The organism is Pseudomonas sp. LB-090624 (assembly GCF_003205205.1).
Classification (GTDB): Bacteria; Pseudomonadota; Gammaproteobacteria; order Pseudomonadales; family Pseudomonadaceae; genus Aquipseudomonas.
The window spans coordinates 1-14,519 of sequence record NZ_QJRL01000023.1 but is presented as its reverse complement, the minus strand read 5'-3'; the positions used below and the strand labels follow the sequence as shown (position 1 = coordinate 14,519).

11 protein-coding genes and 2 tRNA genes are annotated in these 14,519 nt (G+C 59.2%); 7 read left to right on the top strand and 6 right to left on the bottom strand.

Annotated features, from left to right (window positions below; translation table 11 throughout):
• Positions 1 to 36: 36 nt before the first annotated feature.
• The 4 genes from DMX11_RS19110 to DMX11_RS19095 all read right to left on the bottom strand — a co-directional run bounded on the left by DMX11_RS19110 (position 37) and on the right by DMX11_RS19095 (position 3,099).
• Positions 37 to 1,602, bottom strand: coding sequence for an iron ABC transporter permease (locus DMX11_RS19110; RefSeq protein ID WP_110745926.1), 1,566 nt, complete (start codon positions 1,600 to 1,602; stop codon positions 37 to 39).
• A complete protein-coding gene (locus DMX11_RS19105) occupies positions 1,602 to 2,615 on the bottom strand; it encodes an extracellular solute-binding protein (RefSeq protein WP_110745925.1) in 1,014 nt (337 codons plus the stop codon). The genes DMX11_RS19110 and DMX11_RS19105 overlap by 1 nt, the downstream gene beginning before the upstream one ends.
• A gap of 222 nt (positions 2,616 to 2,837) precedes the next feature.
• Positions 2,838 to 2,924, bottom strand: a tRNA-Leu gene (locus tag DMX11_RS19100).
• A gap of 88 nt (positions 2,925 to 3,012) precedes the next feature.
• Positions 3,013 to 3,099 (bottom strand) — tRNA-Leu (locus tag DMX11_RS19095).
• 272 nt (positions 3,100 to 3,371) lie between these two features.
• Here DMX11_RS19095 and rnr point away from each other — a divergent pair.
• The 7 genes from rnr (at position 3,372) to dnaB (ending at position 10,498) form a co-directional block, all read left to right on the top strand.
• Positions 3,372 to 5,951 carry a ribonuclease R gene (rnr, locus tag DMX11_RS19090; RefSeq protein WP_110745924.1) on the top strand — a complete coding sequence of 860 codons (2,580 nt, stop codon included), beginning with the start codon at positions 3,372 to 3,374 and terminating at the stop codon, positions 5,949 to 5,951.
• Positions 5,948 to 6,694 carry a 23S rRNA (guanosine(2251)-2'-O)-methyltransferase RlmB gene (gene rlmB, locus DMX11_RS19085; RefSeq protein ID WP_110745923.1) on the top strand — a complete coding sequence of 249 codons (747 nt, stop codon included), beginning with the start codon at positions 5,948 to 5,950 and terminating at the stop codon, positions 6,692 to 6,694. The genes rnr and rlmB overlap by 4 nt, the downstream gene beginning before the upstream one ends.
• Before the next feature lie 244 nt (positions 6,695 to 6,938).
• Positions 6,939 to 7,364 (top strand): 30S ribosomal protein S6, encoded by a 426-nt coding sequence (rpsF, locus tag DMX11_RS19080; RefSeq protein ID WP_003249557.1) that lies wholly within the window; start codon positions 6,939 to 6,941, stop codon positions 7,362 to 7,364.
• Positions 7,365 to 7,392: 28 nt separating this feature from the next.
• The gene (gene rpsR / locus DMX11_RS19075; protein ID WP_003249563.1) at positions 7,393 to 7,623 is read left to right on the top strand and encodes a 30S ribosomal protein S18; all 231 of its coding nucleotides are present in this window, start codon (positions 7,393 to 7,395) and stop codon (positions 7,621 to 7,623) included.
• Between the two features lie 33 nt (positions 7,624 to 7,656).
• A complete protein-coding gene (locus DMX11_RS19070; RefSeq protein ID WP_110745922.1) occupies positions 7,657 to 8,520 on the top strand; it encodes a hypothetical protein in 864 nt (287 codons plus the stop codon).
• Between the two features lie 20 nt (positions 8,521 to 8,540).
• Positions 8,541 to 8,987: a 50S ribosomal protein L9 gene (gene rplI, locus DMX11_RS19065; protein WP_003249568.1), complete on the top strand. Its 447-nt coding sequence runs from the start codon at positions 8,541 to 8,543 to the stop codon at positions 8,985 to 8,987.
• 113 nt (positions 8,988 to 9,100) lie between these two features.
• A complete protein-coding gene (gene dnaB, locus DMX11_RS19060) occupies positions 9,101 to 10,498 on the top strand; it encodes a replicative DNA helicase (protein ID WP_003249571.1) in 1,398 nt (465 codons plus the stop codon).
• Between the two features lie 24 nt (positions 10,499 to 10,522).
• Here the strand turns inward: dnaB and DMX11_RS19055 are convergent, their stop codons facing one another.
• Together DMX11_RS19055 and DMX11_RS19050 are read right to left on the bottom strand one after the other, a co-directional pair.
• Positions 10,523 to 12,178 (bottom strand): ATP-binding cassette domain-containing protein, encoded by a 1,656-nt coding sequence (locus DMX11_RS19055; RefSeq protein WP_110745921.1) that lies wholly within the window; start codon positions 12,176 to 12,178, stop codon positions 10,523 to 10,525.
• A 1-nt stretch (position 12,179) separates the two neighbouring features.
• A complete protein-coding gene (locus tag DMX11_RS19050) occupies positions 12,180 to 13,334 on the bottom strand; it encodes a YcaO-like family protein (RefSeq protein ID WP_110745920.1) in 1,155 nt (384 codons plus the stop codon).
• Positions 13,335 to 14,519: the final 1,185 nt, after the last annotated feature.

The following is a 14,519-nucleotide window of genomic DNA, read 5'->3' as shown; positions in this document are numbered from 1 at the left end:
AGCGGATGTGCCGGGCCGTGCTGCGGCCCGGCATCTTCAGGCCTTGTTCAGATACATCCGCGTGGTCAGCAGGTAAACCGGCAACCCCGACACCACGATCAGCAACGCCGCATACGGCGCTGCCGCCGCGAACTCGACGTTGGCTGTGTGGGCCCACACCTCGGTGGCCAGGGTGGTCATGCCGGTCGGGCTGAGCAGCAGGGTCGCCGTCAGCTCCTTCATGGCATCCAGGAACACCAGGGCGAAGGCCGCCGCCATGGCCGGGAAGATGATCGGCAAGGTCACCCGGCAGAACGCGGTAAAGCTGCTGGCACCCAAGGTACGGGCCGCTTCTTCCAGCGTTGGCGAAGCTTTGTTCAGCGCGGTGCGCACCGGTGATTGCGCTAACGGCAGGAACAGCAGCGCATACGCCAGCAGCAGCAAGGCCGTGGTCTGGTACAGCGCCGGCACGTAGTGCAGCGCAAAAAACACCAGGGTCAGGGCAATCACCAGGCCGGGCAGGGCGTGCAGCAGATAGGGCAGACGCTCGGCCCAGATCGCCAGACGGCCTTTGTAGCGCACCACCAAAAAGCTGATAGGCAGCGCCAGCAGTACGCAGAAGCCGGCGCCGCCTAGCGACACCGACAGCGAGGTGAACAACGCCTTCGAGATGGCCGCCACCGGGAACGCCGCCGACGAACCCACGCTCAGCCAGTAGCCAAGCATCGCCAGCGGAATACCGCTGCCCAGCACCGCCAAGGCCGCGCAGAACAGTTGCGCCAACACCGCCCAGCCGCGCAGTCGCACCGGCTGGGCGCGGCGTGCTACGCCCTGGCCGATGCGTACATGGCGGGCCTTGCCACGTACGCGCAACTCCAACCACAGCATCACCAGACACATCGCCAGCAGCACGGCAGACAGCATGGCCGCGTTGGCATTGCTGAACTCCAGTTCGAACTGCTGGTAGATCGCCGTGGTGAAGGTTTGCAGGCCGAGAATCGACAGGGCGCCGAACTCCACCAGCATGTGCAGGGCAATCAGCAGCGCGCCACCGAGCATCGATGGCCACAACAGCGGCAGGGTGACCTTGATGAACACGCCCCAGCGGCTGCAACCCAGGGTGCGCGCCGACTCCTCCAGCGAGGTATCGAGGTTGCGCAGCGTGGCGGCCAACGGCAGGAACACCAGCGGGTACTTGGACAGCGCCATGACCATGATCGCCCCGCCAAGCCCTTCGAAGTCCGAGCTGAGCGACACCCAGGTAAAGCTGCTGACGAACGACGGTACGGCGAATGGCAGGCACAGCACCACGCCCCACAGCCGGCGCCCGGCCAGGTTGCTACGCTCCAGCAGCCAGGCAAGGGCCAGACCTACCACCATACAGGTCAGTGTCACGCCGACCATCAGCATCAGGGTGTTGCGCATCAGCCCCCAGACAAAGGGCCGCCACAGCAGGTGCAAAGCCTCTCGCCAGCCGGCTTCCCAGGCTTTGATGGCGACATAGGCCAATGGCAGCAGGCTCATCGCCACCAGGAACAGCACAGGCAGCAGCACCCAGATCGAGGGGCGCTTGCGGCGCGGTACGAAGAGTACCGGCGCCGGCTCGGACAGGGCGGCGGTCATCAGAGCAGGCCGACCTCACGTTCAAGCTCGATAGCTTCCTCGGCATTGCCCAGGTCAGCCGGCGAAATTTTCGGTGGGCGCAGCTCCTCGAACGGTTTCAGGCCACGGTCGGAGACCATGCCTTTATGTAGCGGGTATTCGGCGGTGGTCTGGGTGATCACGCGCTGGCCTTCTTCGCTGGCCATCCAGTTGAGCAAAGCCTGGGCTTCTTTCGGGTGCTTGCTGGCCTTGACCGCAGCGGCGCCAGAGATAGTCACCAGGTTGCCGGCATCGCCATCGGCCAAGTAGTACAACTTCGAGTCGAGCTTGCCGCGCTCACGCTCCAGTGCGTACCAGTAATAGTTGTTCACCAGCACGGCAGCGACTTCGCCTTTTTCAACGGCTTTCAGCGCAACCATGTTGTTGGTGTAGGTCTTGCCGAAGGCTTTCAGACCGGTCAGCCATTCTTCGGTGGCTTCGCGGCCGTGCATTTTCAGAATGGCTACGGCCTGTTCCTGGAAGGCACCGCTGGTCGGCACGTAGCCGACGCGGCCGTCCCACTCAGGGTTGGCGAAATCCATGACGGTGGTCGGCAGGTCTTTCTCGTCGATCTTCTTCGGGTTGTAGACCACCACCCGGGTGCGTGCGGTAACGCCCATCCAGGAGCCGTTGGCGGCCACATATTCCTTGGGCAGCATGTTCAGCGTGGCGTCGTCGATCTTTGCCAGCAGGCCCAACTCGCCAAGGTTGTTGAGTGGCGGGGACTCTTCGGTATAGATGATGTCGGCCGGCGAGCGGTCGCCTTCCTCGATGATCTGGCTGGCCAGCTGGTTGCTGCTGCCCTTGCGGATATTGATGTGAATGCCGGTCTTGGCCTCGTAGGCCTTGGCGATGGCTTCGCCGATTTCCTTGTGCTGACCGTTGTACATGGTCAGGGTGACCGGTGCGTCTGCCATGGCGGCCGGGGCGCCGATGACCAGGCTCAGCACGGCGGCGGCCAGGGTGCGCATCAGCGGTTGCGGGCGGATCGTCATGCGGGTACTTCCTCGCTTACGGCTACATATTCGGAAACAATGGTAAACGAAATCGTTTCTCAAGTGGCCGGGTGACGATAAATTCATGGTCAGACCATGGTGCAACGGTCTGAAAAGGCCGCGACAGGTCTACGCCTCATTGGCAAGGAGATAGCGGGGAAGGGCGTGAGGCAAAAAACGCAGGCAAGAAAAAACCCACTAGCAAGCTAGTGGGTTTTTGTATGGTGCCCAGGAGAAGACTCGAACTTCCACGACCGTTAAGTCACTGATACCTGAAACCAGCGCGTCTACCAATTCCGCCACCTGGGCAAAGCTTTGAATCATCTGATGAATGCGAAAAACGTTCGCTTTCACACAGTAGTAACAGATCCTTGGTCATCTGTTACTTGAAAATACTTGGTGCCCAGGAGAAGACTCGAACTTCCACGACCTTGCGGTCACTGATACCTGAAACCAGCGCGTCTACCAATTCCGCCACCTGGGCACACATTCGAGATTATTTGATGCTTTACAGCGTCGCTAATCTCTACTACAACTGCGGGCTTGTCCGTCGTTGTGGTGCGCACTATACGGACGGTCCGGGGGGCTGTAAACCCCCAAGGCAAAAAAAATTTCAAAAAATCCAACTTGTTGATTCCACAGGCCTATTCCTGCTGTTCATGCACTGCAGCGGGGGCTGTCCAAGGCCGACATTTCCGGTTTCAATACGCCTATGCCAGAATTCCTATCTATATACCCCAAGGTGAACCCCTTCTGATGGCCGATTGGCAATCCCTCGATCCCGAGGCCGCTCGCGAAGCGGAAAAATACGACAACCCCATTCCCAGCCGTGAGCTGATCCTGCAGCGCCTTGCCGACCGTGGCGAACCTGCTGCACGCGAGGAGCTGGCGAAAGAGTTTGGTCTGTATGAAGAAGACCAGATCGAAGCCCTGCGCCGTCGCCTGCGTGCCATGGAACGCGATGGCCAGCTTATCTATACCCGGCGCGGCACTTATGCCCCGGTAGACAAGCTGGACCTGATCTGCGGCCGCGTCTCCGGCCACCGCGACGGTTTCGGTTTCCTTATCCCGGATGACGGCAGCGAAGACCTGTTCCTCAGCCCGTCGCAGATGCGCCTGGTGTTCGACGGTGATCGGGGCCTAGCCCGCGTTTCTGGCGTCGACCGCCGGGGTCGTCGCGAAGGCGTGCTGGTCGAGGTCATCTCCCGCGCCCACGAAAGCGTGGTCGGTCGCTACTTCGAAGAAGGTGGCATCGGTTACGTGACCCCGGACAACCCGAAAATTCAGCAGGAAGTGCTGGTTACTGCCGGGCGCAACGGTGGCGCGAAGATCGGCCAGTTCGTCGAGATCAAGATCACCCACTGGCCAACCCCACGCTTCCAGCCGCAAGGCGACGTGGTGGAGGTCATCGGCAACTACATGGCCCCTGGCATGGAAATCGACGTTGCCCTGCGCAGCTACGACATTCCGCATGTCTGGCCCAAGGACGTGATCAAGGAAGCGCGCAAGTTCCGCTCCGAAGTCGAAGACAAGGACAAGGAGAAGCGCGTCGACCTGCGTCACCTGCCGTTCGTCACCATCGACGGTGAAGACGCCCGCGACTTCGACGACGCCGTCTATTGCGAACCGCTCGGCAAGCTGCGCCTGTTCTCCGGTGGCTGGCGCCTGTACGTGGCCATCGCCGATGTGTCCAGCTATGTGCGCCTGGGGTCGGCCCTGGACGTCGAGGCCCAGCAGCGCGGCAACTCGGTGTACTTCCCCGAGCGCGTGGTGCCGATGCTCCCCGAAGAGCTGTCCAACGGCCTGTGCTCGCTGAACCCGCATGTCGATCGCCTGGCCATGGTCTGTGAAATGACCATGAACAAAGCCGGCCAGATGGTCGACTACCAGTTCTACGAAGGTGTGATCCACTCCCACGCCCGCCTGACCTACAACAAGGTCAGCAGCATGCTCGAGCACTCGCGTACCCGAGAGGGCAAGGCGCTGCGCGAAGAGTACAAGGAGGTCGTGCCGGACCTGAAGAACCTGTACAACCTGTACAAGGTGCTGGTGGAGGCGCGTCACACCCGGGGTGCCATCGACTTCGAGACCCAGGAAACTCGCATCATCTTTGGTGACGAGCGCAAGATCGCGGAAATCCGCCCGACCGTGCGCAACGACGCCCACAAGCTGATCGAGGAATGCATGCTGGCGGCCAACGTGGCCACCGCCGAGTTCCTGCAGAAACACGGCGTACCGGCCCTGTACCGCGTGCACGACGGTCCGCCGCCGGAGCGCCTGGAAAAACTGCGCGCCTTCCTCGGCGAGCTGGGCCTGAGCCTGCACAAGGGCAAGGACCCGTCGCCGAAGGATTACCAGGCCTTGCTGGCGAGCATCGCCGGTCGCCCGGACTTCCACCTGATCCAGACGGTGATGCTGCGCTCGCTGAGCCAGGCCGTGTACAGCACCGAGAACAATGGCCACTTTGGCCTGAATTACGAGGCTTACACCCACTTCACCTCGCCGATCCGTCGTTACCCGGACCTGCTGGTGCATCGCGCCATCCGCAGCATCATCCGCTCCAAGGTCGATACCCCGCACGTCAAGCGTGCCTGTGCCATGAGCATCCCCAAGGCGCGTATTTATCCGTACGACGAAAACACCCTGGAGCAACTCGGCGAGCAGTGCTCGATGACCGAGCGCCGCGCTGACGAAGCAACTCGTGACGTGGTCAACTGGCTCAAGTGCGAGTTCATGAAGGACCGTGTTGGCGAGACCTTCCCGGGCGTGATCACTGCGGTGACCGGCTTCGGCCTGTTCGTCGAGCTGACCGACATCTATGTGGAAGGCCTGGTGCACGTCAGCGCGCTGCCGGGTGACTACTACCACTTCGACCCGGTACACCACCGCCTGTCCGGCGAGCGTACCGGGCGTAGCTTCCGCCTGGGCGACACCATCGAAGTCAAGGTGATGCGCGTCGACCTGGACGAGCGCAAGATCGACTTCGAAGTGTCGGAGAAGACCCTTGCCGCACCGATCGGTCGCAAGCAGCGCAGCGCCGCACCCGCTGGCGACAAGGTTGAGCAGCCGCCGCTGAGCGAAGCGAAAGCCACGCCCAAGCCACGCAGCCGCAAGAGCGAAGCCGCCGAGGCGTACTTCCCGAAAGATGCCGTGCAGCGTAACGCCGAAGTGCGCAAAAGCCGCGAAATGAAGAAGGCGCTGATGAGTGAGGCGCGCACTGGCGGCCATGCCAGCAGCAAGTCGGACAAAGGTGGCAAGGCCACTGGCAAGCCTACCAAGCACCGTAAAGGCCCACCGAAGTCCGGTGCGCCACGCAAGAGCAAGAGCAAGTCATGAGTCAGCTGGAAAAGATCTACGGCGTGCATGCCGTGCAGGCATTGCTGCAGCACCATCCGAAGCGGGTCAAGCAGATCTGGCTGTCGGAAGGGCGCAGCGAACCTCGCCTGCAGGCGCTGTTGGCGCTGGCCGCGGAAAACCGCGTGGCGGTGGGCCAGGCCGAGCGCCGTGAGATGGATGCCTGGGTCGAGGGAGTTCACCAAGGCGTCGTTGCCGAGGTCAGCCCGAGCCAGGTGTGGGGCGAGTTGATGCTCGAAGAGCTGCTTGAACGCACAGAAACGCCACCGCTGATCCTGGTGCTGGACGGCGTGACCGATCCGCACAACCTCGGTGCTTGTTTGCGTACCGCGGATGCGGCCGGTGCCACGGCAGTGATCGTGCCCAAGGACAAATCGGCAACCCTTACCCCGGTTGTGCGCAAGGTGGCCTGCGGTGCTGCCGAGGTCATTCCGCTGGTGGCCGTGACCAACCTGGCGCGTACGCTGGAGAAGTTGCAGCAGCGTGGTCTGTGGGTGGTCGGTACCGCCGGTGAGGCCGAGCAGGAGATTTATCAGCAGGATCTGACCGGGCCGCTGGTGATGATCATGGGCGCGGAAGGCAAGGGCATGCGCCGGCTCACCCGTGAGCATTGCGATTTCCTGGTGAAGTTGCCGATGGGCGGTAGCGTCAGCAGCCTGAACGTGTCGGTGGCCACCGGGGTTTGCCTGTTCGAAGCCGTGCGTCAGCGTCAGGCCAAGCGCTGACCTCAAGCCTCTTGCGGCTCATTCGCGGGTAAACCCACGAATGGGCCGGTAGCCTGTGAATATGTTTCAGGCTGTTCAAATATTCACCAATTACCTTGCTTGTGGGCCCCGGTTTCTCTACAATTGCGCCCCTTGCCGAGCTGGCAGGCGCTCATGTGCCTCCCCTCCGTGCAAGACATACAGTGTCATTCACTCCTTGTCTGACCAGATTCACTGGCAGACTACTAACCCGTAAGGAGCATTCATGCGTCATTACGAAATCATCTTCCTGGTTCACCCGGACCAGAGCGAACAAGTCGGCGGCATGGTTGAGCGTTACACCAAGCTGATCGAAGAAGATGGTGGCAAAATCCACCGCCTGGAAGACTGGGGCCGTCGTCAACTGGCCTACGCAATCAACAATGTTCACAAGGCTCACTACGTGATGCTGAACGTTGAGTGCACCGGCAAGGCCCTGGCCGAGCTGGAAGACAACTTCCGCTACAACGATGCCGTTATCCGTAACCTGGTCATCCGTCGCGACGAAGCCGTTACCGGCCAGTCCGAGATGCTGAAGGCTGAAGAGAACCGCAGCGAGCGCCGTGAGCGTCGCGAGCGTCCTGAGCATGCTGACTCCGCCGAAGGCGACGACAGCAATGACAGCGACTCCAGCGATAACGCTGACGAGTAATCCACGGACCTTTAGAGGAGCCTATTAAATGGCACGTTTCTTCCGTCGTCGTAAATTCTGCCGCTTCACTGCTGAAGACGTGAAAGAGATCGACTTCAAAGATCTCAACACCCTGAAAGCTTACGTATCCGAAACCGGCAAGATCGTTCCAAGCCGTATCACCGGTACCAAAGCTCGTTATCAGCGTCAGCTGGCTACCGCTATCAAGCGCGCCCGCTTCCTGGCCCTGCTGCCCTACACCGACAGCCACGGCCGCTGAGACCGGGTCGTCGACAAGCAGTAAGGGATAAGCATGCGAGCGTTAGCAAGTTTCATCATGCGCGGTCGTGTGCAGGCCACCCTGGTGGTGGTCATCAGCGCGGTACTGCCGCTGCTGTTCTGGTTGAGTGCCGCTGCCGGCAGCCTTGTGCTGCTGCGGCGTGGGTTCAAGGATGCTACATCGGTCATCGCCGGCGGCTTGCTGGCCGGGCTGGCCGTGTGGGTCATGGGCGATCCCATCACCTTTCTGGTGATTGCGGGTGCCTTGGCCCTGGCCGCCATGTTGCGTGCCGAGCATCCCTGGAGCCGGGTGTTGCTCGCCAGTGCCGTGTTCGCCGTGGCTTTCAGTCTCGTGCTCGATCTGGCGCTGGCGCAAACCTTCGATGTGCTGGCCAAGGCGTTTGCCGAAGCCATGCCGCAAATCGAAGGGCAGCCGGTGCTCTCCGGTGAGCTGATCCGCCCTGTGCTGGTCGCTTCCACAGCAGTGACGGTGCAATTGTTCAGTGTGCTGGCGTTGATGCTGGCGCGCTATTGGCAGGCAGCGTTGTACAACCCTGGAGGCTTCGGTCGCGAGTTTCGCGAACTGAAGTTGCCGAAACAGACCATGGCGGTCTTGGTGGCAGTGATGGTGGTGGCGCCGTTTATCGGCCCGCAGTTCATCATCCTGGCATCGGCTTCCAGCCTGGTACTGGTGCTGGCCGGCATCGCCTTGATGCACGGGCTGGTGGCACAGGGCCGACTGGCCGGTTTCTGGCTGGTGGGGATGTACGTGACGCTACCGCTGATCATGCAGCTGATTTATCCGTTGCTGGTGGTTTTGGCCATTGTCGACAGCCTGATTGATTTTCGCGGTCGCAAGTCCCCCAAGGGGAATGACTCCGCGAACGGTGAAGGTTAAAAGTTAAGAGGTTTTACCAAATGGAACTGATCCTGCTGGAAAAAGTCGCTAACCTGGGCAACCTGGGCGACAAAGTAAAAGTTAAGGCTGGTTACGGCCGTAACTTCCTGCTGCCATTCGGCAAGGCCACCGTTGCCAACGCCGCCAACCTGGCTGCGTTCGAAGAGCGTCGTGCCGAGCTGGAAAAAGCAGCCGCTGACAAGAAAGCTTCGGCTGAAAGCCGCGCTGCCCAACTGGCCGAGCTGGAAGTGACCATCACTGCCACCGCTGGCGACGAAGGCAAGCTGTTCGGTTCGATCGGCACCCACGACATCGCTGACGCCCTGACCGCCTCCGGCGTTGAAGTGGCCAAGGCTGAAGTTCGTCTGCCGAACGGCACCATCCGTCAGGTTGGCGAATACGACGTAGCCGTGCACCTGCACAGCGACGTTGAAGCCACCGTACGCGTGGTCGTCGTAGCTGCCTAAGCTGCGCTAACTGGCTGGCTCCTTGCGAGTCAGGCGGTTAACATCGGGCACGGTCCTGTTTTCGACAGGCCGTGCCCTTTGTCTTTTTCATCCTCCAGAATTCTTTCGTGGCCATGAACGAGATCACCACCTCCGAACAGCTTGACCTGCAAACCGCAGCCCTGAAGGTACCGCCGCATTCCATCGAGGCCGAACAGGCCGTGCTCGGTGGCCTGATGCTGGACAACAATGCCTGGGAGCGGGTGCTGGACCAGGTGTCGGACGGCGATTTCTACCGGCATGACCACCGGCTGATCTTCCGCGCTGTGCACAAGTTGGCCGACGCCAACCAGCCATTCGACGTGGTGACCCTGCACGAGCAGTTGGACAAGGAAGGCCTGTCCTCGCAGATCGGCGGTTTGGCTTACCTGGCGGAGCTGGCCAAGAACACCCCTTCGGTGGCCAACATCAAGGCCTACGCCGCGATCATTCGCGAGCGGGCCACGTTGCGCCAGCTGATCAGCATCAGTACCGACATCGCCGACAACGCGTTCAACCCGCAGGGGCGCAACGCTGCCGAGATTCTTGACGACGCCGAGCGGCAGATCTTCCAGATCGCCGAGGCGCGGCCCAAAACCGGCGGCCCGGTGGGGGTCAACGAGCTGTTGACCATGGCCATCGATCGCATCGACACGCTGTTCAACTCCGACAGCGACATCACCGGTATTTCCACCGGGTACACCGACCTCGACGAGAAGACCAGCGGCCTGCAGGCGGCAGACTTGATCATCGTCGCCGGCCGTCCGTCGATGGGTAAGACCACCTTCGCCATGAACCTGGTGGAAAACGCCGTACTGCGAACCGACAAGGCGGTATTGGTGTTCTCCCTCGAGATGCCAGGTGAATCGCTGATCATGCGTATGCTCTCGTCTCTGGGGCGTATCGACCAGACCAAGGTGCGTTCCGGTCAGCTGGACGACGACGACTGGCCGCGCCTGACCTCGGCGGTGAACCTGCTCAACGACCGAAAATTGTTCATCGACGATACGGCGGGTATCAGCCCCTCGGAAATGCGCGCGCGTACCCGCCGCCTGGCCCGTGAACATGGTGAAATCGCCATGATCATGGTCGACTACCTGCAGCTGATGCAGATTCCGGGGTCGGCCGGTGACAACCGTACCAACGAAATTTCCGAGATTTCCCGCTCGCTCAAGGCCCTGGCCAAAGAATTCAACTGCCCGGTCATTGCCCTTTCGCAGCTGAACCGCTCGCTGGAACAGCGCCCGAACAAACGCCCGGTGAACTCCGACTTGCGTGAATCCGGTGCAATCGAGCAGGACGCCGACGTGATCATGTTCGTGTACCGCGACGAGGTGTACCACCCCGAGACCGAGCACAAGGGCGTGGCGGAAATCATCATCGGCAAACAGCGTAACGGCCCCATCGGCTTCGTGCGTTTGGCGTTTATCGGCAAGTACACCCGGTTCGAGAACTTGGCGCCGGGGATGTACAACTTTGATGATGATGAATAACCCATTGAGCTAGCAGGGCCGCTCCTACAAGGTTTGCGGTGCGCCTGCTAGCGCTGAAATCTGAGCGATGTTCGTTTGCCCTTGGCTGATGATCCGTCCCTCGCTCAGGGTGATCACCCGGTCAAACCGCGACAGTGCGCTCTGATCATGCGTCACGCAAATCAGCCCTCGCCCTTTAAATGCTTCGAACAACAGGTCCCAGGTACGCTCTGCCGACGCGGCATCGAGCCCGGCTGTGGGTTCGTCGAAGAAATTGAATTCCCCAGGCTTATTAAGAAGGCGTAGCAGCGTCAGCCTGCGTGCTTCGCCGCCCGATATCGACTCTGCGCGTGCATCCAGATCAAGTTCGTACCAGTCTTTGCTCAGGCCCAACCGTTCAAGCCATCGTTCGATTTGAGTGCGATCATGAGCTTGCTCGAACAGCACCGCGCGGGGCAGGGGGCCGGGTATGAAATGCGCATCCTGAGGGCAGAGTCGTAATCGATTGAATTGTTCACTAGCGTCGAGCGACGCCAGGCACCTGCCGTGCAGGTGCACATCCTTGCGCAACGGGAATATCGTTCCCGCCAGCGTATGCAGAAGTGTCGATTTACCACATCCGCTGGGCCCGATCAGTGCGACCCGTTCTCCTTTGTGCAGTACCAAGGGTTCTTCGATGTGAAGTTGTACAGTATCTCGAGCGCTCAACTGGCACGGAACGATGCTTAGGCCAGCGTACTTGTCTTGGGACTTCGCCTCAGTAGTGCATGCTGGGCCGAACGAGGGGAGCTGGAGCCAGTGTTCGAGTTTACGTTTGTCTAGTCGAAACTGGTCTAGCAATCGCCAGGCCTCAGCAAGTTGCGCAACCCCTGCCAGCAATCCGCTCACCAAGGTGAAGAGAGCAACCAGTTCGCCCAGGCTCAATTGCGGTGTTGCCAGAGCCTGATCATGGATACCCCACATGAGCAAACCGCCGCTGCCCAGTCCTATGAACAGGGTGCGCAGGCTCTGAATCCAACCCCCACTGTGAGCTACCTGCACTGCTGAGTCGGCATAGTGCGAAAGTGTCTGGTTGACAGGGAGCATTGCGGCATCCTCGGCCTTTTCCAGTTTGACCGTTGCCGCGCTGGCGAAGGTATCCACCCATTGTTCCGCCAGTTCATCCTCGCGCGCGTTCACTGCCTCGATATGTGGCCGACGCCAGCGCACCAGGCGATCGTTGGCCCACAGGTAGGCCAGGCTCAAAGGGATGAGGCCGATCAATACCGAAGTAGCCCCCAGGTAAGCGAAGAGCGTTATCAGCACTGCAGCTTCGGCTAGCACCGGCCATGCCGAGCCAATCAGAAAGCCTAACCACCGCTCCTGTGCAGTAATGCCCCTATCCAGTACTTTTACCAGTGTTCCGCCATGGAGTTGTCCATAGGCCTCGAAGCGCTTGTCCAGCAATTCGCGGCACCAGCGGATGGAAAGTTGCTTCACGCGTTCCTGGCAAAGCCGCGCCAGGCACCAGGCTTGTAGAGGGGTCATTGAGGCTTGTAATGCGACAAGGCATATGAAGGCTCCTAGCAGAAGCTGGGAAGACGCGGCTGAGGTGGCCAGGTTGTCAATGATGTCGGCCAAGACTAGAGCAGGTACGACGGTCGCGATTTTCAGGAGCAGTGTCGCGCCGAGGGCGGCGAGAATTCCTCTATAGATTTGCATGTCATTGCCTTATGCCTTTGAGTGCACTCTGTGGCGCGACTGGAATACCTGATCTGATCAGGTGGAAGCGTTCAAGTCCGGGTATGAACACCTGAACAACCGTAGCGAGATTCGGGTGCTCATAAAGTGTGCGATAGAATGCGAACTTATTATGTTTTTCCAAGTTGATCAGTGTTCGCTTGACTTGCCCGCGCACGCTGAGATCGGTATGCGGAGGGTGAAAAGCGGGTACAGCATATGTGGGGCATGGGTGTATAAGTGCTGAAAGGCGGGTTGAATGAGTAAGCATTTTTTCAGCAGAGAGATCTTCTTGATTTTCTGTAGCCCCAGAAAGCTGCTCGCACTGAATCTGCTCCGTTACGGCGCGGTACATTGCAATGGAGGGGTTGACGGAACTGCCGGAGCCAATGCTGCTGAGTGAGCCTTCTTTTTTACTACGAGAAACAGCAATGCAAAATGAAACTTCGTAGTGGTCGTGCGTCAAGTATATTTCTAGTTTTTTGGCCCGGCGGAGAAGTTTGGTATCATGGGCAAATGTTTCTTCCAGAAAAGAACTCGAAGGTTGGTAAAGTTTGGGTGGCGAAGTCAGGCCGCAAAGTGATAGGTAGTACCTGGAAAGTGCGTGACGTTCGATAGCTTCATTGATGGCGTGGAGCAGAGCCTCGTTCTCCGTGCAGCCAAGTGCTGTGCCAGAGTTTGTCGAATATTTGGAAAGAAAGCCCGCTGCAGTTTTTTCGATTTCATCAATGTTTCTAGAGGAAGGTGCTATCAATATCGCGGGGATGGCTATTTCGTCGTAGCTGTTCAATGCCTGAAGACTGAAATAGGGTATTCGGCAATCCGGGGGAATGGATTTTAGGAGCCAATCGTCAAATGGGGCTATCGATTGCAAAATTTGGTCGCTTTCGATGAGGGGTGGAGTGCTCTTGTCGACGAAGTAATGCTCTAGGCTCTCGGCAAGGGCTCCTAGTTCGCAATGTTCCCCTTTTCCTGCGCCGCAAGAAACTTCTTGGTAGGCGCTGTCGTATAAGTGGCATGTTGCGACCAAGCTACTCTTTTTTGATAGTTCTGTTTTCGATTGAAACCCTAAGTGATGATGCAGCCTTGTCAGACGGTTGTAGGCCTCTTCTATGTTCAACTCGCGTTCGGTAATCATGTACTGCTCCTTGGTAGAGCCAGAAGGGGCTAAGCCCCTTCTGGTTTGTTACTTACAGAAGGTTGAGAAATTCAACCTCGGACTCGGTGAATGTGTAATTCATCACGCGTGGGATCTGCAGAGTGTGGATTTCAGAACGACGACGTCCCATGGCTAGTGCTCCTATAGAGTGGGTTTGAGTGCGCCTTTCAGCGCGTCACTGTTGTATCACTTGTTTTTTTATTGGTTCAAGATCTGCTCGAGATTTGTTGGGGAAAGCTGTCGTAGGATTTTTTACTAGGACTTGAAGTTCGATTCCTACATTTTTTCAAGGGCTAGAGAAAATCTACTAATAATTAGTCGGTTAGCATTTTCTGAGGGTTGGAGAGGCTAAATATTTAGTAAAGATCTGAAGGGATTGCGATCGCTCAGCAGGGGGCGCGATCGCCATCGGTCTAAGCAGGCCCAGTTTTTCCTGTGAGTAATCGCCTTGCTCTTGAGGTCTGCCTGGATCTGATAGGCAACAAAACTGTCGTCATATACCCGTCGGCCATTAGTGGGTATAAATGCGAAGCCCTCACGGGGCGGGCTACGATTCTTGACCTGGTTGCCGAGAAATAATCAGCTTTTTCCCGTTGCGCATAGGCCGTTTCTGAAATCCCCCCTTTTCTTGAAGCCAACCCGATGCAGGGGCAGGTGTCTGCTGTAAGGCTTCGTTGATGTGTAGCCTGGGCTGGCCCTTTCGCGGGTGAACCCGCTCCTACAGGTTCACCACAGGCTTCAAGAGTGGCACCGTACCTGTGGAGGGGGTTTACCCGCGAAAGGGCCAGCCCAGGCAATGTTGGGCATGAGGCAGTGAGGGGTTGGCTTTAGGTTGCATGAAGGCCGCCATGTGTTCGACGCAATAGTTTCAGCGCCTGTGAGATCGAGCGCCGCCCGCGCGGCGCATCGCGAGCTACGCTCGCTCCTACGGTTGTTTCGGGCCAATAATTCCTGTTGGATTTGCGCGCGAACGCCTTGGCGCATGGCTCGATTTCGCGTCGTATGAACAAAGCGGTCGCGCGCGCCTGTCACAAGCGTAACTGGCCCGAAAAAAACGTAGGAGCGAGCGCAGCTCGCGATGCGCCGCGCGGGCGGCGCTCGGTCTCACAGGCGCTGAAACTGCTGCGGCGAACACTTGGCGACCTCATCACACGCCTCAAGCCC